This is a genomic window from Devosia sp. 63-57 (assembly GCF_001899045.1).
Classification (GTDB): Bacteria; Pseudomonadota; Alphaproteobacteria; order Rhizobiales; family Devosiaceae; genus Devosia; species Devosia equisanguinis.
The window spans coordinates 1166338-1188835 of record NZ_MKUY01000005.1 but is presented as its reverse complement, the minus strand read 5'-3'; the positions used below and the strand labels follow the sequence as shown (position 1 = coordinate 1188835).

23 protein-coding genes are annotated in these 22498 nt (G+C 57.3%); 11 read left to right on the top strand and 12 right to left on the bottom strand.

The genetic code is table 11. The features are described 5' to 3' along the window. The first annotated feature begins 37 nt into the window (after positions 1-37). From BGO80_RS13980 to BGO80_RS13955, 6 genes are all read left to right on the top strand, one after another. Positions 38-1534 (top strand): ABC transporter substrate-binding protein, encoded by a 1497-nt coding sequence (locus tag BGO80_RS13980; RefSeq protein ID WP_286723044.1) that lies wholly within the window; start codon positions 38-40, stop codon positions 1532-1534. Between the two features lie 157 nt (positions 1535-1691). Beyond that, entirely contained in the window at positions 1692-2639 is a 948-nt protein-coding gene (locus BGO80_RS13975; protein WP_126149500.1) for an ABC transporter permease, read from the top strand. Then, positions 2636-4423, top strand: coding sequence for a dipeptide/oligopeptide/nickel ABC transporter permease/ATP-binding protein (locus BGO80_RS13970; protein ID WP_286721953.1), 1788 nt, complete (start codon positions 2636-2638; stop codon positions 4421-4423). The genes BGO80_RS13975 and BGO80_RS13970 overlap by 4 nt, the downstream gene beginning before the upstream one ends. Next, the gene (locus tag BGO80_RS13965; protein ID WP_286721952.1) at positions 4420-5223 is read left to right on the top strand and encodes an ATP-binding cassette domain-containing protein; all 804 of its coding nucleotides are present in this window, start codon (positions 4420-4422) and stop codon (positions 5221-5223) included. The genes BGO80_RS13970 and BGO80_RS13965 overlap by 4 nt, the downstream gene beginning before the upstream one ends. Further along, positions 5220-6008 (top strand): FadR/GntR family transcriptional regulator, encoded by a 789-nt coding sequence (locus tag BGO80_RS13960; protein WP_126149497.1) that lies wholly within the window; start codon positions 5220-5222, stop codon positions 6006-6008. Before BGO80_RS13965 ends, BGO80_RS13960 begins: the two co-directional genes overlap by 4 nt. Beyond that, positions 6005-7048: an osmoprotectant NAGGN system M42 family peptidase gene (locus tag BGO80_RS13955; RefSeq protein WP_126149496.1), complete on the top strand. Its 1044-nt coding sequence runs from the start codon at positions 6005-6007 to the stop codon at positions 7046-7048. The genes BGO80_RS13960 and BGO80_RS13955 overlap by 4 nt, the downstream gene beginning before the upstream one ends. 251 nt (positions 7049-7299) lie before the next feature. Here BGO80_RS13955 and BGO80_RS13950 read toward each other — a convergent pair whose 3' ends face one another. The 4 genes from BGO80_RS13950 to BGO80_RS13935 form a co-directional block, all read right to left on the bottom strand. Then, positions 7300-7917, bottom strand: a complete 618-nt coding sequence (locus BGO80_RS13950; RefSeq protein ID WP_502686562.1) for a PM0109 family protein — start codon at positions 7915-7917, stop codon at positions 7300-7302. After that, entirely contained in the window at positions 7910-8479 is a 570-nt protein-coding gene (locus tag BGO80_RS13945; RefSeq protein ID WP_286721950.1) for a hypothetical protein, read from the bottom strand. The genes BGO80_RS13950 and BGO80_RS13945 overlap by 8 nt, the downstream gene beginning before the upstream one ends. A gap of 538 nt (positions 8480-9017) precedes the next feature. Then, positions 9018-10214: a PAN domain-containing protein gene (locus BGO80_RS13940; RefSeq protein ID WP_286721949.1), complete on the bottom strand. Its 1197-nt coding sequence runs from the start codon at positions 10212-10214 to the stop codon at positions 9018-9020. 79 nt (positions 10215-10293) lie between these two features. Further along, positions 10294-11559 carry a hypothetical protein gene (locus BGO80_RS13935; RefSeq protein WP_286721948.1) on the bottom strand — a complete coding sequence of 422 codons (1266 nt, stop codon included), beginning with the start codon at positions 11557-11559 and terminating at the stop codon, positions 10294-10296. Between the two features lie 116 nt (positions 11560-11675). Here BGO80_RS13935 and BGO80_RS13930 point away from each other — a divergent pair, with 116 nt between their 5' ends. Beyond that, a complete protein-coding gene (locus tag BGO80_RS13930) occupies positions 11676-12122 on the top strand; it encodes a hypothetical protein (protein WP_286721947.1) in 447 nt (148 codons plus the stop codon). Continuing rightward, a complete protein-coding gene (locus tag BGO80_RS13925) occupies positions 12073-12477 on the top strand; it encodes a hypothetical protein (protein ID WP_286723106.1) in 405 nt (134 codons plus the stop codon). The genes BGO80_RS13930 and BGO80_RS13925 overlap by 50 nt, the downstream gene beginning before the upstream one ends. A gap of 401 nt (positions 12478-12878) precedes the next feature. Here the strand turns inward: BGO80_RS13925 and BGO80_RS13920 are convergent, their stop codons facing one another. Then, the gene (locus BGO80_RS13920; RefSeq protein WP_286721946.1) at positions 12879-13589 is read right to left on the bottom strand and encodes an NYN domain-containing protein; all 711 of its coding nucleotides are present in this window, start codon (positions 13587-13589) and stop codon (positions 12879-12881) included. A 292-nt stretch (positions 13590-13881) separates the two neighbouring features. Between BGO80_RS13920 and BGO80_RS19475 the strand changes: the two genes are divergently transcribed. Together BGO80_RS19475 and BGO80_RS13915 are read left to right on the top strand one after the other, a co-directional pair. Then, positions 13882-14118, top strand: coding sequence for a helix-turn-helix domain-containing protein (locus tag BGO80_RS19475; protein ID WP_502686561.1), 237 nt, complete (start codon positions 13882-13884; stop codon positions 14116-14118). Then, entirely contained in the window at positions 14118-14360 is a 243-nt protein-coding gene (locus BGO80_RS13915) for a helix-turn-helix domain-containing protein (RefSeq protein ID WP_353744209.1), read from the top strand. Before BGO80_RS19475 ends, BGO80_RS13915 begins: the two co-directional genes overlap by 1 nt. Before the next feature lie 17 nt (positions 14361-14377). Here BGO80_RS13915 and BGO80_RS13910 read toward each other — a convergent pair whose 3' ends face one another. Continuing rightward, the gene (locus BGO80_RS13910; RefSeq protein ID WP_286721945.1) at positions 14378-14752 is read right to left on the bottom strand and encodes a DUF6626 family protein; all 375 of its coding nucleotides are present in this window, start codon (positions 14750-14752) and stop codon (positions 14378-14380) included. Between the two features lie 201 nt (positions 14753-14953). Here BGO80_RS13910 and BGO80_RS13905 point away from each other — a divergent pair, with 201 nt between their 5' ends. Beyond that, complete coding sequence (locus tag BGO80_RS13905) at positions 14954-15373, top strand: hypothetical protein (protein ID WP_286721944.1); 420 nt, start codon at positions 14954-14956, stop codon at positions 15371-15373. A gap of 247 nt (positions 15374-15620) precedes the next feature. Here BGO80_RS13905 and BGO80_RS13900 read toward each other — a convergent pair whose 3' ends face one another. The 6 genes from BGO80_RS13900 to BGO80_RS13875 form a co-directional block, all read right to left on the bottom strand. Then, positions 15621-15923 (bottom strand): hypothetical protein, encoded by a 303-nt coding sequence (locus tag BGO80_RS13900; protein WP_286721943.1) that lies wholly within the window; start codon positions 15921-15923, stop codon positions 15621-15623. 217 nt (positions 15924-16140) lie between these two features. Then, a complete protein-coding gene (locus BGO80_RS13895) occupies positions 16141-16851 on the bottom strand; it encodes an ATP-binding protein (protein WP_286721942.1) in 711 nt (236 codons plus the stop codon). Then, positions 16848-17732 carry a hypothetical protein gene (locus BGO80_RS13890; RefSeq protein ID WP_286721941.1) on the bottom strand — a complete coding sequence of 295 codons (885 nt, stop codon included), beginning with the start codon at positions 17730-17732 and terminating at the stop codon, positions 16848-16850. Before BGO80_RS13890 ends, BGO80_RS13895 begins: the two co-directional genes overlap by 4 nt. Positions 17733-18344: 612 nt before the next feature. Then, positions 18345-18890 (bottom strand): recombinase family protein, encoded by a 546-nt coding sequence (locus BGO80_RS13885; RefSeq protein ID WP_286721940.1) that lies wholly within the window; start codon positions 18888-18890, stop codon positions 18345-18347. Positions 18891-19003: 113 nt separating this feature from the next. Next, entirely contained in the window at positions 19004-20305 is a 1302-nt protein-coding gene (locus tag BGO80_RS13880; protein ID WP_286723041.1) for an McrC family protein, read from the bottom strand. Positions 20306-20307: 2 nt separating this feature from the next. Continuing rightward, positions 20308-22425, bottom strand: coding sequence for an McrB family protein (locus BGO80_RS13875; RefSeq protein WP_286721939.1), 2118 nt, complete (start codon positions 22423-22425; stop codon positions 20308-20310). Positions 22426-22498: the final 73 nt, after the last annotated feature.

Sequence of the window (22498 nt, the reverse complement as noted above, 5' to 3'; positions counted from 1 at the left end):
GCTCGCCGCCACCGCCCTGGCCCTGGTCTCCCCGGCCATGGCCCAGACACCACCAAATGTGCTGGTGATCGGCCAGATCGCCGAGCCGGCATCGCTCGATCCGCATGTCTCGACCGCCTCGAATGACTTCCGCATTGCCGTCAATATCTATGACGGCCTGGTGCGCAATGCGCCCGGCACGCTGGAAATCGAACCGGCTCTGGCCACCGACTGGACCATTTCCGAGGACGGTCTTGAATACACCTTCAACCTGCGAGAAGGCGTCACCTTCCACGACGGCACTCCGTTCAACGCCGAAGCGGTCAAGTTCAACTTCGATCGCATGTTGAAGGAAGACCACCCTTACGCTTCGACCGGCCCCTTCCCGCTGGCCTTCTTCTTCTCTTCGGTCAAGGACGTCGAAGCGGTCGATGATCTGACGGTGAAATTCACGCTCAACGAGCCGTTCGCGCCGTTCATGAGCAATCTGGCCTCGCCCACGGGTCTGATCGTGTCGCCCGCCGCCGTCGCGCAATATGGCGCCGATTACGGTCGTCATCCGGTGGGTACGGGTCCGTTCAAGTTCGAGGAATGGCAGTCCAATACCAGCGTCGTCGCCTCGCGCAATGACGCCTATTGGGATGGTGCGCCATCGCTTGAAGCGGTGATCTTCCGGCCCATCACCGACGCCAATACCCGCGTTGCCGAGATGCTTTCTGGCGGCATCGATGTGCTGCTGGAAACCCCGCCCGACAACGTCGCCCAGTTCCGCAACGACGCCAATTTCCAGGTGGTCGAAGCCACCGGCCCCCATGTCTGGTACGTCATGCTCAACGCCAAGGACGGCCCCTTTGCCGACAAGCGCGTGCGTCAGGCGGTCAACTATGCGGTGAACAAGGAAAGCCTGGTCAACGACGTGCTGCAGGGCACGGCCGACGTCTCTGCCGGCCCGATCCCGCCAGCCTTCAACTGGGCCTATAACGAAGACGTCCAGCCCTATCCCTACGACCCGGCAAAAGCCAAGGAACTGCTGGCCGAAGCTGGCGCGGAAGGCGCAAGCCTGACGTTTCTTGTGACCGAAGGCGGCTCGGGCATGCTCGATCCCGTGCCCATGGGCACGGCCATCCAGGCCGATCTGGCGGCGGTCGGGCTCAAGGTCGAGATCAAGACCTATGAGTGGAACACCTTCCTTTCGGAAGTGAATCCGGGTCTTGAAGGCAAGGGCGACATGGCGGAAATGGCCTGGATGACGTCCGATCCCGACACTCTGCCCTTCCTCACCCTGCGCACCGCTGCCTTCCCGGCCGAGGGCGGCTTCAATTCGTCCTATTATTCCAATCCGGAAGTGGACGCCTTGCTCGACCAGGCGCGCATCTCGACCGATCCGGAAGAGCGCGGCGCGCTCTACAAGCAGGTCCAGGCCATCACCCACGAAGATGCCCCCTGGCTCTTCGTCGCCAACTGGAAGCAGAATGCCGTGGTCACCAGCGCCGTCGGCGATTTCGAACTGCAACCAGACTTCAGCCTGGTATTGCGGGATGTGACCAAGCAGTAACAAAGGCGGCATACCCCCACCCGCCTCCCCCTGAAACAGGGGGAGGAGTCTGCCGGTGGCTCACCACCCCCGCAGCAAACGCGAACTCTCCCTCCCCCTCCTTCAGGGGGAGGCTAGGTGGGGGGCCTCCCCCACGCGCTGCACCAAGGAGGAACCCATGCCCACCTACATCGCCAAGCGCCTCCTTGCCGCAATCCCGGTCATTCTTGGCCTTTCCATCATCGTCTTCCTGGTGATGAAGCTGATCCCCGGCGACCCGGCCCAGGCTCTCCTCGGCTCCTATGCCACCCCCGACAATGTCGCGCGCATCAATCGCGCGCTGGGCCTCGATCGTTCCTGGCCCGAGCAATATGTCATCTGGGTCGGCAATCTTCTCCAGGGTGATTTCGGCCGCTCCTATATTCTCAATCGGCCCGTGCTCGACGAGGTGGTCGAGCGTTTCGGCGCCACGCTCATTCTCGCCGGTGCATCGCTCGTCATCTGTTCCATCCTCGGCATTCTCGCGGGCATTGTCTCGGCGGTGCGTCAGTTCGGCTGGACCGATCGCATCGTCACCTTTTTCGTCTTGATCGGCATTTCCATGCCGGCCTTTTTCCTTGGTCTGGTCTTCATCCTGTTCTTCGCCGTGCAATGGCGGCTGTTGCCGGCCTCGGGCATGTATGCCGTGTATGGCGGCGGCGACCTGCCCGATCTTGTGCGCCACCTCATCCTGCCGGCCTCGACCCTGGCCATCGTCGCCACCGGCGTCGTCGCGCGCCTGACCCGCGCTGCGATGCTCGAAGTGCTGCGGCAGGATTTCATCCGCACCGCGCGCGCCAAGGGCCTTTCCGAAAACAAGGTCATCTACCGCCACGCATTCCGCGCGGCCCTGGTCTCGATCATACCGGTGCTCGGAATTCAGGCCGGTTTTGTGCTCGGCGGCGCCGTCTATATCGAAACGGTGTTCCAGTGGCCCGGGCTTGGACAGATGCTGGTCAAGGCCGTCTCCACCCGCGACCTGCTGCTCGTCCAGGGCGGCGTTCTGGTTGCTGCAACGGTCTATGTGCTCGTCAATCTGCTCGCCGACGTTGCCCAGGCCATGCTCGATCCGAGGCTCAAGGCATGACCGACATGACCGTTCCCACCCCGACTGTTTCCCGCAAGCGCCGCAGCAACTGGCAATTGCTCATGGCCAATCGCCTGGCGGCTGCCGGACTGTTCATTTTCGGCTTCATCGTCATCGTGGCGGTGCTGGCGCCAATCCTGCCGCTCCCCAATCCGGACATTACCGACCAGCCGAACCGTCTGCTGCCACCACTCACTGCGGGCCATCTGCTGGGCACTGACCATCTTGGGCGCGATATCCTTTCGCGCCTCATCTGGGGTACGCAGGTTTCCCTGCTGGTCGGGATCAGCGCCACCGCGCTCGCCGCCCTGTTTGGCTCGCTGATCGGGCTTGTTGCTGGCTATGCGCGCGGCGCGACCGACAGCATTCTCATGCGCTTCGTCGATATGCTGATGGCCTTTCCCTATATTCTGCTCGCCATCGCCATCGTCGCCGCGCTCGGCCCGGGCCTGCTCAACGCGCTCTACGCCATTGCACTGGTCAATATCCCCTTCTTCGCCCGCAATATCCGTGGCGTCACCGTCTCCATCCGCAATCGCGAATTCGTCGATGCGGCACGCCTGTCGGGCAAGAGCCACGCGGCCATTCTGTTCACCGAAGTGCTGCCCAATGTGCTGCCGGTCATCGTCATCACCATGTCGACCACGGTGGGCTGGATGATCCTGGAAACCGCCGGCCTTTCCTTTCTCGGCCTCGGCGCGCAACCGCCCACCTCCGATCTCGGCTCCATGCTCGGCCAGGCCCGTGCGCAATTGTTCACCGCGCCCCATGCCTCGATCATTCCCGGCATCATGATCTTTGTCCTGGTCATGAGCATCAACCTGCTCGGCGATGGTATCCGTGACGTGCTCGATCCACGCCTGCGCTCGGGTGCGCTCGACCGCCCGATGGCCGTCACCAAGATCAATCGCAAGACCAAGCCGGCCCCGACGCTGGAGAATGCCCCTGCTCTCGTGGTCGAAAACCTGTCGACCGGCTTTGATACCGGCGATGCCATCACTCCCGCGGTCAAGGGCATCAGCTTCCGCCTCGGCAAGGGCGAATGCCTCGGCCTGATCGGGGAAAGCGGTTCGGGCAAGTCGGTCACCGCGCTTTCGCTCATGGGCCTTGTTGCCTCGCCACCCGGTGTCGTCACCGAGGGTGCGGTCTATGTGGAGGGCAAGGACACGTTCTCGCTGCGCGAACAGGACTTGATCGCCCTGCGCGGTGCGCGCGTTGCCTATGTCTTCCAGGACCCGCTGACCACGCTTCATCCGCTGTTTTCCGTGGGCGATCAGATCGCCGAAGCCATCCTCGCACACAAGTCTATCGGCAAGTCCGCCGCCCGCGCCCGCGCCGTCGAGCTGATGGAAAGGGTTGGTATCCGCGACGCCGCCGGCCGCGCCTCGGCCTATCCGCATGAGCTCTCTGGCGGCCAGCGCCAGCGCGTCGGCATTGCGATGGCGCTCGCCAATGATCCCGACATCATCATTGCCGACGAACCCACCACTGCACTCGATGTGACCGTACAGGCGCGCATCCTCGAATTGTTGCAAAACCTGCGCCGTGAACGCGGCTTGGCGCTGCTGCTCATCACCCACGATTTCGGTGTCGTTGCCCAGGTCTGCGACCGGGTCGCGGTAATGCGGCATGGCGAAATCGTCGAGCAGGGCGACACCCAGGCGGTGCTCACCGACCCGCAGCACGATTATACCAAGCGTCTCATCGCCTGCGTGCCCGAACTGGGCGAGGGCCATGGCTTCCTTGACCGTGTCCGCCCACTGTTCCAGGAGGCCCGCCGATGAGCGACAATGCGGTGCAAATTCGCGATCTGGTCAAAACGTTCGGCGGCGGGCGTTCGCTTTTCGGCCGGAAGTCCAACGAGGTTCAGGCCGTCAAAGGCATCTCGCTCGACCTCAGGCGCGGCGAAACGCTGGGAATCGTGGGCGAAAGCGGCTCGGGCAAGTCCACATTGGCGCGCATGCTGGTTGGCCTGGAGGCGCCGACATCCGGCAGCATGCTGATCGACAACAAACCCTGGGCGGATCTGGCCTCGTCGGGCTCGCGGGCCTTCGGCCGCACCATTCAATATGTGTTCCAGGATCCGGTGGCCTCACTTAACCCACGCAAGACCATCGGCCAGATTCTCGACGTGCCGCTGAAACTGCTTTGCGGCCATGACGCAACACGCCGCGTCATCCGCAAGCGCGAACTTGTCGACGCTGTGCAGATGCCGCTCGACACGCTGGAGCGCTATCCGCATGAGTTTTCGGGCGGGCAGGCCCAGCGCATCGCCATTGCCCGGGCACTAGCGGCAGAAGCCAGCATCATGGTGCTCGACGAACCCGTCAGCGCACTCGACGTGTCGGTGCAGGCACAGGTGCTGCTGCTGCTGCAGCAATTGCGCGATGATCTGGGGCTCTCCTATCTGTTTATCAGCCACGATCTCGCCGTGGTGGAATCGATTTCCGATCGAGTCGCCGTCATGTATCTGGGAGAGGTGGTGGAGGTAGGCCCTGCAGCCCAGCTCTTCGCCAGCCCGCAACATGATTATACGCGCTCGTTGATCGCCAGCGCGCCGCGCCTGAACCCGGATGCCGCATGAGCCAGGTAGAGTCCATTCCCCGCCGCAAGCGCACCGACGAGATCGTCGACGCCATCAAGCGCATGATTGTCGAGCATGGCCTGGGCCCCGGTGACCGCCTGCCGCAGGAGCGTGACCTGATTGCGCAGTTCGCGGCCAGCAAGGGCACTGTGCGCGAGGCGCTCAAGGCGCTCGAAGTGCAGGGCCTGATTTCGGTGCGCACTGGTCCGGGAGGCGGCGCTTTTATCGAGCGCATGTCGGAAGGGCGGGCGATGAGCCTGTTGTCCAATTTCCTCTTCGCCAAGAACCTGACCATCGCCAATGTCTACGAGATGCGCAAAGTGCTGGAGCCACAACTGGCTGCCAGCGCCACGCCGCATATCGACGAAGCCGGCTTGAAGCGCCTCGAAGCCATCATCCGCATCTACGATCACGAACCGATCGACGCCACCGAGCGCTGGAACCAGCGCATGGCCGAGCTCGATTTTCACGGCGTGGTGGCGGAGTATTCCGACAACCCCATTCTCGCATTCACCTGCCGCTTCCTGCAGCGCCTGCTCAAGGAGCTCACCATCGCGCAGGACATCTATGTGCAGCCAGAACCGGTGTCGCGCGAAAGCGGTATTGGTCACCAGCGCGATTTGATCGCTGCCATGCGGAAGCGCGACGCGGCAGCGGCTTCCGCTATCCTGGCCGAGCACATGGCAGAGGCCGAGCAGCATATGTTGGGGCTCGAGGCCAGGCTCGAAGACCGCTTCCTTGAGGAAATTCAGCCATCCCAGACCCGAAAGCGCCGCAGCGCATGATCGATCATGACTATCTCCTCGCCCGGCTCCTCGATCTCGTCAAAACGCCAAGCCCCGTTGGCATGACCGAGCGCGCCGTCGCGCTGGTCGATCGCTGGCTACGCGAACTCGGATACGCCCCCAAATATACCCGGCGCGGCGTGCTCTATATCAAGGTCGGCGACGGCACGCCCCGCCGGGCGCTCGCAGCGCATCTCGACACGCTCGGCGCCATGGTCACCGAACTCAAGCCCAATGGCCGCCTTGCCCTGCGCAATACCGGCACCTGGGCCGCCCGTTTCGCGGAAGGCGCCCGCGTCACCATCTTTTCCGATGCTGGGGAGCATCGCGGTACCATCCTGCCGCTCAAAGCCTCCGGCCATCGTTTCAACACCGATGTCGACACCCAGCCTGCCGACTGGGACAATCTCGAAATCCGCGTCGATGCCGTCCTGCCCGGCCACGACGCGCTGGTTGCTGCCGGCTTTAATGTCGGCGACATGGTCGCCATCGATGCCCAGCCCGAGGTGATCGACGGCTTCATTGTTTCCCGTCATCTCGACGACAAGGCGGGCTGCGCCACGCTTCTGGCGGTGCTTAAGGCGATTGCCGAGGGCACTGTAGAGGTCGCTGTCCCCTTCCAGGCCATGTTCACCATTGCCGAGGAAATCGGCATAGGCGGCACTCATGGTTTCGGCTCCGAAGTGGAAGAACTGCTTGCCATCGACAATGCGGTGACCGCACCAAACCAAAGCTCTCGCGACGACGCCGTGACCATTGCAATGCGGGATCGCCAGGGCCCCTTCGATGCCCGCATGACCCGGCACATGCTTGATATCTGTGCTCGCGAGGGCATTGCCCATGTCCGCGACACGTTCCGCCACTACCGCTCCGACAGCGCCGCCGCCGTCGAGGCCGGCTGGGATATCCGCGTCGGCCTCGTCTGCTTCTCGCTCGACAGCTCCCATGGCTGGGAACGCACGCACATGGCCTCGCTCGTGGCGCTTGGACAGCTCATCGCGGCTTACATAGCCTCGCCGCTGGAACCGGTAGCGGATTAGCGCCCCTCCCCGAACCCGGTCGAGCAGTCTCCAGAGGCGCCCAGCTTCGCCAACACTGAAAAAGACTCCGTCCAAGCAGCAGCCAGACTGATTCCCTCTCGACCGGGCACACCCAGCCAGCGCTCTGACATACCAATAATTGCCGGGAAAACTGGTGCTGCCGGACAGGATTGAACTGTCGGCCTCTCCCTTACCAAATCAGGTGACTGCACCGGAGATGCTAGCAAAATATGGAATTTTACAACTGCGTGCTAAGTGTGTGCTAGGCCTAGTTCTCTCGACGTGGCAGCTTTGAACCTTGCAACCAAAGCAAGTGCGGCCTCGCGGTCTGGTAGATCGTCGAGCCTTACAGTGAGAGATAACGACTGTACTGGATAGTTTGGCTGGGTAAATGCCACGTCATCCGTCGTTGGCCATTCTCCCCTATTCCACAGGTCGTGGTACCAGTTGAACGTTCCATTTCCTGTAGATTTCCACGCTACAAGCTTCACGGTTGAGTCTGTCATCTCTGCGTCGGGAAATTTTGCTGCATCCGGCTCCCCTTTAAAGGTGGAAAAATCGACATCGTCTGTGTCGATCGTCACCTCGAACAACCACTCTCCCCCGCGATGATGATTAGGATCACTACCAACGACAGTGTACAGAAACGACGCCTTGTAGAATGGCAACGCGTCCCACGCCCATTTATGGACAGGACTAGTGGTCAGTTGTGTCGGACGAGCAAAAGATAACGGCGACCAAGCGTAGAACTCATGGGTAGGGAACTCGTCTTCGAAAACCTGCAGCATGTCCATGAGACGCCGCTGGTATCCCCAGATCAAACGATAAGCCCGACGGACGTCGGTTAAGCTGGACGATAAATCAGACATTTTTGAAGACCCAGTTCCGAATGACGTTTAGGCTCGCTTGTCCATGAATTGGAGCGGGTAGACTGTTCATCGTCCCAAAGCTCTGGGTATGGCGATATCCAAACAATGCCAGCGCTTCACCAACGTCGGCCAAAATGCGACTGTCTGCTCCAATTGAGCGACCTTGATGATCGAACACTACGTCTGTTAGGCGGCGCCAATCCGCGGCCGCAGCGTTAATTGAGACCTCACCCGACGTATCGGTGCTTATCGCGTCCTTGTATTCTTCGGCGACGCGAGCACGGTGGCCAGTTAACCCGCCAATGGCTAGCAAAAAAACTTCGTCAGCGGTGACCTCGCCATCCTTCAAGAGGCGCTGATATGCCATCCATTGGCGTTGCCATTGCAACGCATATTGAGCCTGGCCCAGCTTCGCTTCAAAAATGATCGCGATTGTCTTTGACGGGTCTCCCACGGAAAACTCCGCGAACATATCAGGCTCAACTGTGCCGCCGGTTTTCGGGTCATTCCATCGCGGCCAAAAGTCGAAATTCTCTAACTCGACTACTTTGTAGTCCTGCAAGATTGATCCGAAGGTGTCCCGTAAAATCGACCAAAACGTCACTGGCTGTAGATAAGATAGCTTCTCGAAGACTGAGGACGTAAGCAGATCTTCTCTCTGCTTTATAGCTGTCGCCCATGGATCGCCAGGCTTAACCCCGTCGGGAATTCGACCGCTTTTGCCGGAGGTTATTGCTTTAAGCATTGGCCGCGAAACCCCTCTGCGTTTACAGCTGAGGCTCAACAATTCCACCACATCAATAAGTTAGCAACTGGTAAACCTTAACCAGCTGTTAACTCCGCGCTGCAACAATGCTGTAACTCGGAGTTCGCGATGCATATGAAGCGGTACGTTACAGCTGGTTTTGTATGCCTGCTGCTGGGCACCTCGGCACTAGCCCAGGAACTACCAGGCCGGTTTGCCATAGCCGCATTGGTGGAAAAGGATCATACGGGCACTTACAAGCTAGCGTGGCAGCGTCGGCTTCTAGCTATACAAAAGGCGTTCGCAGCCGACATCGCAAGCCAGCCGAGTGTCGACTATACGGCAACAGGGTCGATTACTCCGATAGATCAAGAACCTCGCCAGCAGTAAACGTCACCCACCGTTTTACGCCACTGGTGATGTTGGTTGCTGACCGGCGTTCACCCACCTCTGCTTTTAGCCAGCATTGTTTTGGCCCGCTTGCAAATGCAAAGGCAACACACTGGTCGTTATCAACACACGCCATTCGGCAGGCTCCTGGCGTGCTTATTCCAGGCCATGGCGCAGAACTCAGATCGCCACCGGAATAGTCGGTTCGTGGCGATACATCGACCGTGGGATCAATGACGCCGATGCGAAATGTTGGCGCTGTCGACATGTTTGGCGGAAGAAATACGCCGGACAGTGCGTCGGAGTACCCCTCAAGACGATCCGTCCCACTCTTCAGAAAACAGTTTGGACCACGTGTCAGCGATGGGTTTGCGTTGAAGGTAAATGCGACACACTGCTGATTGCCAAGGCACGTGGCAGCACAAGCAACAGCGTCGACCTCACGCTCCGAAGAAATGTCTTGGCCGTAAAAATCGAGACCTTCGTAAAGGGCCAAACGCAGGCCGAAATCCTCGACGGTTTCCGCTGCCGCCGGCGGCGCAGTGTTTTCAGATGGAGCAGCAGGTTCGATAAGCTCAGCCAAGGCCGTGTAGTCCGCCTTGCCTTTCAAACCCTTCCCAACACGGTTGATCTCTAACTCGACTAGTTCGGCTTGGGTGAAGACATACATTTCCTCGCTTGGCGTGCGGAACATGCGCGTGAACACTTCTGTGGGAGTGTCAAAGCGAGTTAGCACCTCGAGGATGTCAGAGACTGACGACTGTACGCCGGAAGGGTCAGGCTTTTCAGACCACATCTGATGCACGCCAAGCTCGCCGTCTGCTAGCCTCTCTTTACCCGCGAAGAAGATGAAAGCGCAGGCAGAATAACATTTGGCACCGTCGGGAATGACTGTGCTGAGGCCTTTTGTATGAATGTCGTCAGCGATAAGCAAAGCGCTCGCGACCAACCCTCCGTCACTGGAAAGCACGACGACTTTGGCGTCTGGTCGCAAAGCCAGCGCGCGCCGGAACTCTAGCGGAGTACCAATGCCGATCTCGCCGTCGAGCAAGATCGCAGACTGACTTTGATCGGACACCACAAATGCACCGACACGCTCGTCGGAAAGCGCTGGCGCGAACGCGGTCGTCAACGCCAGAAAAACTAGAAGCAAGAACCGCATAGTGCCTCCCCAATGTCCGTATTGAAACAGCTGTGAGGCGAAACGGCAATGTCACGCTCCTGCAAAGGCAAATATGCAGTTAGTAAGCGCCATACCCTCGTGGCGTCTCAAGCAGCGGCTTTAATTCATTTGCTTTCTTTCGAAGCTCAGCCGTTTGAAGCTCTCTAACCTCATCGGGCGCCCTCGTTACGGTGCCACTACTTTTCATTCTCACGATTGGGTCGATATCATCGGCTTGACGGAGCGCCCACGCCACCCATTCATCTATAGCTTCAGCATTATCGACTGCGGCTCTTTCTGAAGCGACTTTAAGCGCATAGGCTCGGATATCTTCAGCCTGTCGGTGGGCAGCAGCATCAAGCAATAGGCCGTCATACCTGGCTTTGCGGTCGGCTTCGTTCCGTTCACGCTCGCGCTTCAATTCCTCCTCAATGCGCTTCCGCTCGTTCTCGATCAACTGCTCTTTGCGGGAGATCAGCCAATTGTGCCGCCGCAGCTCATCGTCGCGAAATTCGACTTCTGCGGTCACGATCATGGACACGAGGATGTCCTGAAGATGACCCTCGACTTTATCGGTACCCTCATCGATCCACTGGCGCTGAGGTTTCTTGTCTTTGTCGCCTTGTCCAATGGAAATGACGATCGGTTCCGACGCTGAACGCGTGGCGAGTTCTTCACTCATCCAGGTTGAACGGCGGCTCTCGGGATGATCCACGATGACATAAAGGTTCTGGTGTCCGACTTTGTAAGAAAAGCCCGAAGGGTTTTTGTCACGCATTGTCGCCTTGCCGCCGAACCGATGCAGGTCGAGCATCAGGGCATTCATCATGCGTAGTCGCCGCTTCTCGTATGGCGCATCGAAATACGGCGCATCCCAATAGGAATGATACGAGGCCGACAGATATTTGATCCGGCGTTCCTCGTCGTGTTCCAAGAGCCTGCGAATGAGATGATGCGCTTTGGAAAAATCGCGAGGGACAGCGACCTTGCCAACCTGCTGACGCACTGTTTCCATGACCTTGTCGATGCTGGGTTGAAAGCTCGGCGCTGGACCGATTTCCATCGTCATGAGGCCCGCAGGCTCGGGGTAGGAATAGTAGTAGCCGTTGCTGCCACCGACCCTGATTGTGTCTCGCTTCCCTATCCCCCTCGGTGGCAAGCTGGGCTTTTTCACCCGCTTGCCTTGAGCCCTTAGCCAGTGCCCACGAGGCGGCGCAGGGATGTCGTTGTCCTTGCAGTGGGTGGAGATTGCCGCGGTTGATACACCAATGTCTTCTGCGACCTCGCGGGTCGGCTTGCTCCAGATGATATCCAGAAGCTCTTGGCGGGAATAGGTTTTGGTCAAGGTCAGGCTCGTGGTCTCGTGATCGACCAAGCCGTCCTATCAGACTTTTTGGTCGCTCTTTTGGCCGTTGGAGCTAGGTCATGTGGAAAGCAAACTACATGGAGAAAAAACGCCACATGAGCATCCTTAAGACCCTGAAGTTGACCACTGCCCAGCCGGTTCGCACCAGCAATGACCCGGTGGAACGTGCCCGCAACAAGGTGATCGCGGCCCTAGCCGAACAGAAGGCCATGGCTGACGCCAAACTAGCTGGGCAGCACTATGCGCCGACGCATATGGTCTGGCGCAAGAACGAGGAAGGTCAGCGGGTTCAGGTGGAGACCCCGAAGCGTCTCCGCGCAGGCTGGTTTGTCGATGCTAGCGGTCAGACCTTCTTCGGTCTGCGCTATGCCGGAAAGCCCATCGAGTTTGCCAAGGACAAGAACGCCATCGCAGTTGGCGAGCTCTCGGCGCTTCCCGCGATCCTCGACACCCTGACCGAGGCAGTTCGTGCCGGTGAACTCGACGCCCAGCTTGCGGCTGCTGCCGCCGAACGCGGGCACCTACTGCGCAACGCAGGTTGATCTTGATCCCGAAATGCCGCCGAGTGCTGGGAGCGGCTGGGAAGCTGCTCCCGGTATCTTTCCAATGACCGACGACACGGGTTTGCCACCGAATTGGCCGCAAATGGAACTGGAGATCCGGTTTAAGCGAAACCTTATCTATTGGGAGGCTAAGCGTGGGATCACCCGCACACAGCTACTCAACCATATGGGCGTGGACAGCGGCCATTTTGACCGCGCAGCGAAAATGACCCGAGAAGACAAGATCGCTTATCTTGAGAAGATGGCTGCATTCTTGTCCGTTCCGCTATCGGCGTTGTTCGCGAAGCCGCCTGATGACTATTACATGGTACGTCCCCGCTGGCGGCGCGATTAGGAATGATACCTACCCCGCCAGCGGGCGCTGTAGGGTAGCACAGGGCATATCTACGCCCTCTTGACGGACGTGGACAATGACGTGTTCTGCTCGTATCTGGCGCGTCCCATCGGTCAATCCCTAGACGAACGCGAAGCTGCCCTCGCTAAGAGATTGCGGGGTAAGCTCAAATATTTCCAGCGGATCCCAGCAAACGTCGTGAAGCTGAATGTGCTCACGAAGGCGAAGTCACCTGTTGCGCCTTCGTGAGCTGGACGAGAAGTTTTTCAATGATCTTTCGCACCTTCCCTAAGCAGGGGCACAGCGGGTTGGTGGCCCGTCGGAGCAGCGCGGCTTGCCCGACTGCTACCAGCCCCGCCAGCGGGCACCGTAGGGGCAGCAAACATGCGGTTGGGTGCGCATTAGCGGGATCGGATACGCAAAGGTCCGCCACTGGCCTGCTCGACCTCGAACTTGTTCGTGCCGCGCACCAAATCGCTGAGCTTGCGAAACCCGAACGATCTTGGGTCGAAATCCGGGGCCATGATTGCGAGACGACTGCCAAGCGCACTTAAAGGTGCCCAGCCCTGATCATCCTCGAGCTGGCCAAATGCCCGAAGCAACAGCGGGACTGCTTCTTTCAGCTTCTTTTTTGCTCCTGCCTTAATCGCTTCGACCTGTTCCTGATTGGGCAATTCGAGCAAGTTCTCGGTGTAGATGAAACGATGGCAGGCCTGCCTGAAACTCTCGGGCGTCTTCTGTTCTCCAAACCCATAGACATCAACGCCGTGCTCTCGGATACGCGCAGCGAGCCGGGTGAAATCGCTATCCGACGATACGAGACAAAAACCATCGAAACGCCCGCTATGGAGCAGGTCCATCGCATCGATGACCAAGGCAATGTCTGAGGCATTTTTGCCAGTGGTGTAGGCGAACTGCTGATGCGGAAGAAGGCCATATTTCGGCAGAACATCTGTCCACCCCTTGAGGCGCGTGCTTGAGAAATCACCATAGATGCGCCGAACGCTGGCCTCGCCAATCTTGGCGATTTCCTCGAACAGACCCGCTGCGATCTTGTCGGACGCGTTGTCGGCGTCGATCAGCACGGCAAGTTTGGGTGTGCGGTGATCCATGTAACGGCAATTCCCTTGAAACCAGCGGAACTATAGCAGGACGTTATCGGGCTTTGGTCTTGTGCTGCTGCGGCAGTAAAGCGGGTTTTAATCAGCGCGCGTGACACCCAGAGAGCTATAGCCATCGGCTATAGCTCTCTGGCCTTAGCCAAAGTGCCCGGACGCGCAAAACGCATTCCTAACACATTGGTTTTGCTAAGCCTTTTTCCCGAAAAACGGGATCTTTGGTCTGTTCTTGGCTTCCCGCCCTTCTGGCGCTATCGCGGCATGGAAATGGCGACGGAGATGCTGATTGCGGTCAAGGATCACGGAGGGGCACAAACTGCTCGCCCACAATGTTCGGCGCTGGCGGGAAATACGCGGATTTAACACCGACATATTGGCGCGATCCGTGGGCTGGCCTCTCGCGATGATCGAGGACATAGAGGCCACCAAACAGTTCGACCTCACCCTCAACGATATTGACCAGCTCTGTGACGCCTTGGCGGTTCATCCATCTGAGCTATTTGTTCCGGAGAGGCAGCGCTGATGCGACCTCGTATGAAACACCCTGAGACACCGCGGCTGCTAGCCCGCAACGTCTGGCGGTATCGGGAACAGCGCAGAATGACGGCTCGCGCTTTGGCGGAATTCCTCGACTGGCCATTAGCAGAAATCGATAAGATCGAGAACGGCGACAAGTTTGATCTCAGCTTAGATGAGCTTGAGCGGCTTTCTCTGGCCCTGCACGTTGACGCAGCCGATCTTCTAAGAAGAAATTTCGCTAATTGATCCGCCGTGCCGTGAGGCTAGTGAAAAATGCGTAACCATGTCGAAAATCTGCGTGGTCTTGGCGATGGCGATGCTGGTTCCGCCGGCGTTATTCCCATGGGGATGGTCTGGTCGGCCAAGTAATTGTTCACTTGCGCCACGGCACGACGCATCACAGCGTGAATCTCCGCATTTGCCGGGTCCGATATAGTTCCGGCAATCTCGGCCATGAGATTATCGCCTAGCTCCATAATGACCTCGCCGGAAATGACCCGCTGCTTTGCCCGCATCGAAGTCAGATAGCTGGGTGACTTGCCGAGCAGCCGTTTGGAGAATTCGCCCTTGGACCGAATAATTCCGGCCTCGTGAAGCTGCCCATAGATGATTTCCAGAAATTCGATCCCCTCGGTCATCGTCGCTGACCCTCCCCGCATAAATAGAATTGAGCAGCAGGCCGAAAACGGCTGCTGCAATCGTATTTAGCGGCCAAGCCGCGCTCAGGAGATTTAGCAATGATAGCGAACTCGCTCTCATCCAGTTGTCAGACAAAAGCGTATTTGCGCCGACTGAGGAAAGCATACCGGGAACTTTCTGCTCGGTACTGCGACTACCATTTGACCTTGGCTGCCAACCGCAACACGATGTCCGCCAAGGATATGACCTTCATGTCGCTGGAGCACTTTCGAGATTGCGTTCGGGATTTTCACAAACGTATCGACACCGAACTGCTCGGTACACGGGCTAGCAAAAGACGCAAAGACCTTCGAACAGATGGCCTTATGTTCGTTGAACACGTTGGCCGAAACATCCACGGCCACGCCGCTGTTGTGTTTGCCGGAAACGGGCAGAAGACCCTAGAAGAACTGCAAGAGATGTGCTCACGACACTGGAGCGCCGTTTGTCCCGGTGGCGATCTGCTGGTGCAGGCCGAATTCGATGGTGGGCCTGGTCTCTATGTCAGCAAGGAAATGGAGCGAGGTCACTACGACTTCGACCAAACCATTCTACTTTCAACCTTCGTCAGTAAAGACTGACCCTACCCACGAGGTCGGCCTGTTGCTACGCGCGGTCGGCATGAAGTGGATGGACAATGCTGTTGTCATTTGCGAGCCTTCACCTTGGAGGCGCGCAGTGAAACGGTATTGAACAATGACATTGAACCACAAAACCAGACCAACAAAGCCCAAGAGGCAACAAGTTAGATCCCACATCGACAGTCTGAAGCAAGGATCCCATCATAAGTAGATGGCCACCGAAATTTCATCGGTGGCCATCTCTGTTTCAGGGTGTCGGCTTTCCAAACTGCTTGGCGTACTGTTCGACCCAAGCATCGCGCAGCGTGTCATCCCCATCCATGTATGCGTCGCTCGGCCCTGGATCACCAGCAAGTGCCGCAATGTAGAACGGATTGGTGTGGAGCACCTCAATGGTATCGCTTGGGCTAAGGTCCAGTTCCATTTGAAGCACGATCATCTGTGCTCGAAGCGCGTCGAGCCGTTCCTTCAGAGAGCTGTACATCTGAGCGCGTTCGACCTGGTAGTGCCGAATTCTCGTATTAGCTTCATAGAGGACATCGGAGAGCATTGTGTTCCTTTCCTATTCTTCAATCATCGATGGTTGTTGTGAGGGCGGGAGCGTGCGCTTTGGCGATCTCATTGCCTGATTGAAAGCAATCAACACGGGCGTGCGGAGTCGTCTCGCCAAGGCAGTTTCTTGGGTTCAAATGACCTAGGGAGTTCATTGTGGGTCCGGTCAGATCGGAGCCGACTGGGGAAGCTACGCAGTGCCTCCCGAGTAAGGTCTAGACCTGCCCACCCGGCAGTATGGTCAATCTTGGTGGCGGCGTTGTTGGAGCTCCACACTGAAATGCATACAGCTGCAATTCCTGGCGTAGATTCCGCATGCTTCCGCCAGAGCGGTTTACCATGTCGACTGCCCGCACCTCATCAGGCACAGGTAAGCCCGCAGCGTTGACCTGCTTAGTTAGCCAGAGAAGCATTTGCGCCTGACTGAACGCTGCCATGTGGATCAGCAAGCACCGATCGCGTATGGCTGGATCGATACGGTCCAAATGATTAGTGGCTGCAAATACTTGGACGTCCCGTTCAGACATCCTATCCAGCCACTTTTTGACGTTGTTGACGCTGCGTGGATCGATGCTATCCGCTTCATCAAGTAGAACGAAGCGACGGTCCACTGAACTCAATGTCGCCAGCATCATCCTACTCAAAGCTTTATCGAGCGCCGCTTTTGAGAACCCCGTATTGTGGTCGAGCTCGAAGACATTGCCCCAAGCAACAGCCTCTTTATGGTCCTGTACAACAAGCCCTCTGAAACGCAGGGCTTCCAAAGCCGAAACACGCATGAGCGTGGTTTTCCCCGTACCTGGTGGCCCGTAGAACAACAGGTTGACAAGCGAGGGTGATTGAACTGCCATCCTGATGACTTCTCGATCATGTTGGGTGTGCAGAAGAACGTCACTCAGATGATTGGGCTGGAGAATGACTGTCATGCTGCACCGACCTTAGCTTGAATGTTGCTATCCTCTAGGGGAGCCTCTGCTGATTCATCTCCTGTGGCGCCGCTAGCCATTGCCTTCCAGTCAGCAGGCTTGATCTTTTGCTGCTCGATGACGTTCTGAAGTCGGTCCAGCAAAAGGTGCATTGGCGCCCGATCGGGTACCAACGTCACCAGCCCTGGGCCCTGTATCCGAACCAAGACCGAATAGACTTGGTGATGAACGATTTCGCTGGGTACCTTGAGTTCCCACTTTGTTGTCAGGCCAGGCTTGAAGGCTTCCCTGATGAGTTGCTCGATCTGGTCCCCAGTGGGCGTATCGGCATGCGTCGAGGATAGTGCCGCGGCCCCGCTCGACACCCGGTTTCCAGCAGAGGTTCGGCGCGTTCTGTAAGCTTTGTAAGCACCTTCGATACCTCGGCCTGTGATAGAGCCATCGGACCGATCGATGTGTTCCTTCATCAGCCACGTTGAAAACTGAGCTGGAAGAACTTTTTCGTCGATCGCCGCGCGACAAATGAGGGAAGCCTTGCTCAGCGTTCCGGCATCTCTGCGCTGCATGATGATCTTTGCCGCAGGCACCTCCGGCTTTTCGCGGGCTGGTTTTCCATATGGCAGCACTTTTTCATCACCGACTGCGTCGATGTATTTTTGATTGGCGAACAGCTTCTGCCGCGTCACTTCGTCTTGCTGTTTCAAGAAATAGCAAAGCTCATAGAGCTTGCTTAGCTCGGCACGTGTTGCTTCCAGGCCTTCAGACAAAGCAGTCGTGGCCTGCAGTTCCGCGGACAAGGCAGCTGAGTTCAACTCGCGCCCTTCTTCGACAAGTCGAAGAAAATCCGCCTTGCTGCCAAGATTTTCCGAATTGGTCGACATTATACTCACATTCCAAATGGAAGGTGAGCGAAAACCTGGACGAGGGCCAGGCAGTATGGCTCACCTCCCGCGTTATCGGGATAGTGAGCCGCCTGTGGGTGCGTCTCGGTGGTGCCGCCAACGAACTGATTGCTCTAGCAGGCACTAGGACCCACTCCCTAGATGTCTCCGGGGAACACACGTTTCAGTGGTCAGGAGCAGTTGCGGCGATAGCCAAAACTGCCCGAGCAACTACCTGTCGCACCCGGTTGGGCTGTGAACAGATATGCACCTGCCGGCGCTTCACAAGGGCACGAGGCTCATCAGCCTCTCCGTTAACCGGATGCTCCTTAGCCCTAAACGGGCCCGGGGTTCAGCGTCATGGGGGAAATGCTTTCCCTATAGCTTGTCGGCCTATGAGACCAACCAGAAGGGGGCATCACCCCTTCTCCACATTGGCCATTTTATCTGGAGCTAGACCCATTGCAAATGGAAAATTGCTCCCGAGCAGTTTTAGCTTTGGCACTGAAGCAAAGGCCGAGATACTTCAGCTCTCAGCGTATGCATCGTGGAGTGAGAAAAAGTTTCGGCCGAAAGTTTGCTTGAAGCAGTTCTTCCGTCGCTTTTATGCAGCTAGCTCGGTATACGCGATATGGTGCTGGCGCTGACGTTATAGCTGCGGGCGATTTCCCGCACGGCTTCCCCGGCCAACTTGCGACGACGAACTTCGTCCTGTTGATGGCGAGTGAGTGCGGGACGTCTACCGAGGCTCTGACCTCGTGCTTTGGCTCGGGAGCGCCCTTCGCCGGTTCTGGCACGGATCAGTTCGCGCTCGAATTCTGCGACCCCGCCTACGATGGTCACGGTCAGCCGACCATGGGGAGTAGTTGTATCGGCCCACCCTTCGGAGAGCGAACGGAACATTGCTCTCTTATGAGAGAGACTGTCCAAGATGCTGAGCAGGTTGATCGTGGATCGTGCCAACCGGTCCAGCCGTGTCACGACCAGCGTGTCGCCTTCGCCAACGAGCGCCAGCACCTTGGCCAGCTCGGCGCGGTCGAATTTGGCTCCGCTCGCCGTTTCCGCAAAGACCTCATCCGCCCCTGCGCAAATTAAGGCCTCGCGCTGGGCGTCGAGCGTTTGGCCGTCGGTAGATACTCTTGCATAGCCGTAAATCATGCTATCGTTATGCAACGAACTTCTGCAACGGACAAGCCATTGAAATTGGGTGACCGGCGATCTGTTGCATAAGTTGTAACTTTCGCAACAATGGAACCGGCATGTGCCTATTGCTAAGTGTGCAAACCCACTGCTGAAGAGTTCGAGCGCAGGTTATCGACCACGCGGCCCGCACTTTCTTTGATAGGACTAAGATCGACCGAGCCATCCTCCAAATCGATGGCCAGCACGTACAAACGCAAATCTGGTTGCATCCGAAAAGGTTTGCCGAACGCTGGAATGCCAGGTGTACGAGGATATATTAGAAACAGGTCGCCGGTGCCGCCGAGATAAGTCTGCCCGTAGGCGTTGAGTTGATAGAAATCAGACTGGCTCAAGCCGTAATGCTCTTTTTCCACCCCATGCAGGATCTTCCACTTAGCGTCTAGTATCCAGGCTTCTTCGTCTCGGGTGACGAGCAAGTCCGGTCGCAAATCGAACCACTGGGCCGACCCAAAGTGGCAGAGCTTGTGCCTTCGTGGCTGGCGATGCACTTGAAAGGCGGCGGGGAGTGCTTTCTGCACTGCGCGAACTACAAAACCCTCGAATAACTTCTCCATTGGGAACAGCATGGACTGGGCCAGGTTCGGACCCGAAACCGCGAATGGTGTCCTGCCGGTCAAAATGAGCGAGCACATTTCGCGGAGTGGCTCGTAGTGCGCCATAAGCCGATCAGACCGCCAATTCCGGAGATCCGATGTAAAGTCTCGGCTTTCGGGAATGTCGCCGAGTAAGTTGAGTAGTTCGGCAGCAGTCTGCCATGTGCTTGCTACCGCTGTTTGGCGCGAGATCATTCTTACCGCACTTTTAATAGCGCGGTTCTCGGGTCGATCAAATGAGTAAATATCGTGCTCTACGTGGAAGTGAGTAGCATCTGCAGGCCCTGCTCGCATTTGTCTTGCTATATGCAAGCGGCCACGCAAGCTCCGCTCCTTAGTCTCCGTCAGCAGATAGTCGCGTCTAAAGCCTCTGGAGAGCAACACAAGGGCTTCACGGAGAAAGGTCTCAGCCATCCATTCAGTGAAAGGCCGATTGAGCACCTTCAGATTGGCTGCTTCGGCAACGCGGGGCGATATGCCAAGCGATTGCGCAATCATGCGGAACAGGAGTTGACGCGAACCATGCACGCTATCGAGGTCATGGGTGTGCTTTGGGAGAACCTCGATCTCGTTGCCGCTCGGCAGTCTCAAGACACCGACATAGTTCTGGACCGTAAGCGTGCCGCGTCCAGTAACATTGATGAACGACGCATTCTCAGCTGAGCGGCGGCTACTGTCAGCAAGCCACGCAAAGTCGGCGTCGGAAATAGTGGCTCGATCTATGCTGAATGAGCCATCCTGAGTGGTTAGAACCGCGAATTCCCGTACTGAAATCACCGTCAAGGGAGAAGCATGCCTTCATAAGTAGCCGCTCGGTTCAGGGCGTCCCAATTGACCGTCCAACTAGGGCGGTCGGGGATCTCCACGTCTGTGCCAAACAGTAAATTTATATTGCGGTCTTTCTCCAACAAAACACGGTTCTCGACTGGCTTGTAGCCGTCGTTGAGAACGAGTGCGATCCTCTTCCAATCATCGAAGAAGTATTCTTGCAGCAAAGGTATGATGCGGGTCTGAAATACTGCGGCTAATGCAGACAACGTTGGTGAGCTGTCGAGGTGGGTAAAATAGGCGTGCCCAAGCCGGTGTTCACGATCAAGAAGGACCTCGATCCTTGCATTGAGAGCAGTAAGAAGCTGTCCAATGTTAACTCCTTCGATCTCGATCTCAGCTAACACTCCGGGATCTGGCTCCATCTCTTCGAAAACGAAGCGACGTCTTAAGGCTAGATCCAACGCTGACAACGACCGGTCAGCTGTGTTCATGGTTCCGATAATATGCAGCGACTTGGGAAGGCCGAACTGCTCCTTGGAATAAGGAAGGGTGACCGAAAGCGCTTCGTCGTTCCCGAGACGCTTGTCAGGTTCAATCAAGGTAATCAGCTCGCCGAATATCTTTGAGATATTACCGCGATTGATCTCATCGATTATTAGTACTTTCTTCAACCCTGCGCTCTGATTGGAGTCGGCAGCGGTGATCATGAAGCTGATGATTTCAGGTATTACATTTTTGTAGCCATTGACTATGTATTTCTCTAGTCGACTATCTTCCAGCCTCTCAAACCAGGTGCCTTCCCGGAGGTCATTGATTGAGATCGTCCCGCTGCGAACGTGTTCGGTCAGTTCGTGGAGCATGTCCCACGCCAGAGGCAAGCTCGCTCTATTTGGTTTCTGCAACCAAAGGATTTCCGTGGTCGACCGGAGCACGCGATACTCACGGGAGAACGTTTGGCCGACGCGTATGGATGTAGATGGTCGAGCCATCCGTTTGAGGACTCCGTCTTCGACAAAATACGAGAGTTGCCCATCCTTATCGGTGCTTGCTCTTATGCCTTCGACAAAATCCTCGTAGCTCATACTTTGATGAAATGTAACGAGCGCAATTTGCCCCACCTCTACGAGTTTTATGAAGTGCTCATGAAGTAGAGAGCGGTCGCTTTGGTTTTCTGCATAGAACGCCGGATCAACAATGGCTAAAGCCTTGTCGATTGTCCGGAAGGTTTTTCCTGTACCGGGTGGGCCGAAGAGTATCTGGTTGAGCGGGGGTGATGCGCCTGCAGCGACCTGTGCTGGCGCAGCATTGGTTTCGGGCGCCGCTACACCATCCTGATTCCATCGAACTGAGATTGGGCCTTCATAAAAATCGATAGATTCACCCGCGTCAGCCTCAAGCCTCTCACGGATCCTAACGAGCGCTTCGTCTTGTGCTCGCTTGTCCATTGCGTTGATATCACTGCGGGAGGTGTTCCCAAGACGCTGCAGTATAGCATGCACAGCGCTTGTGGTTGCTATCCGTTCAAACGTATCTGGGAAGACGAGGTGTGGTAGTATGAGCTTTAGCTGTCTTCTGCCCTGGTCCGGTGTGCTGTCCACAAAGTCGTTGAACGCCCATGGATCGTGCAGCAAACTCGTTCTCTCATGCGGAGACAGCTGCTTAACTCGCGCGGCAAAATTGACCAGGAACCGGATTTCTCGCCAACGGTGATTGAGTATTCCTGGGCCGCCCGAGCCTAGTCCGCCGAGCGTATCATCGGACAAAAGCGGAGTCGCAGGATCCAATGTGGCCCCAGACCAAGACCATACTGGCAGCACAAGCCTGCGCTTTGCTTCCGGGCCAAAGTTACTAGGAAAAAGGCAGTAGACCCAGAGCAACTCCGCCATAAGGCGCTTGGCTCCAGAAGATGAGTTTGCAAGCTGGGTCTTGAGCTTCTCAAGGAAATGCCCTTCACCTTCGTCGGGCTGCAAAACGAAATGCGTTACTAACTCTTGAGTATGAGCGTAGGTCCAAATCTCCCCCGTAGAGAAGGCAGAGCCATCTTCAAGAAGGCACTTGTTTTTCCAAAATTCGGCAGCGTGAAACACTTGATTGGAAGAGGGGTGGTGGGGGTTGTATCGTGACATTGGCGCTCCGCACTTTACACAAGCGTCGCCAATCGTCTGGATGGTGTCAAACAATAAGGTGGCCGCGCCTGGC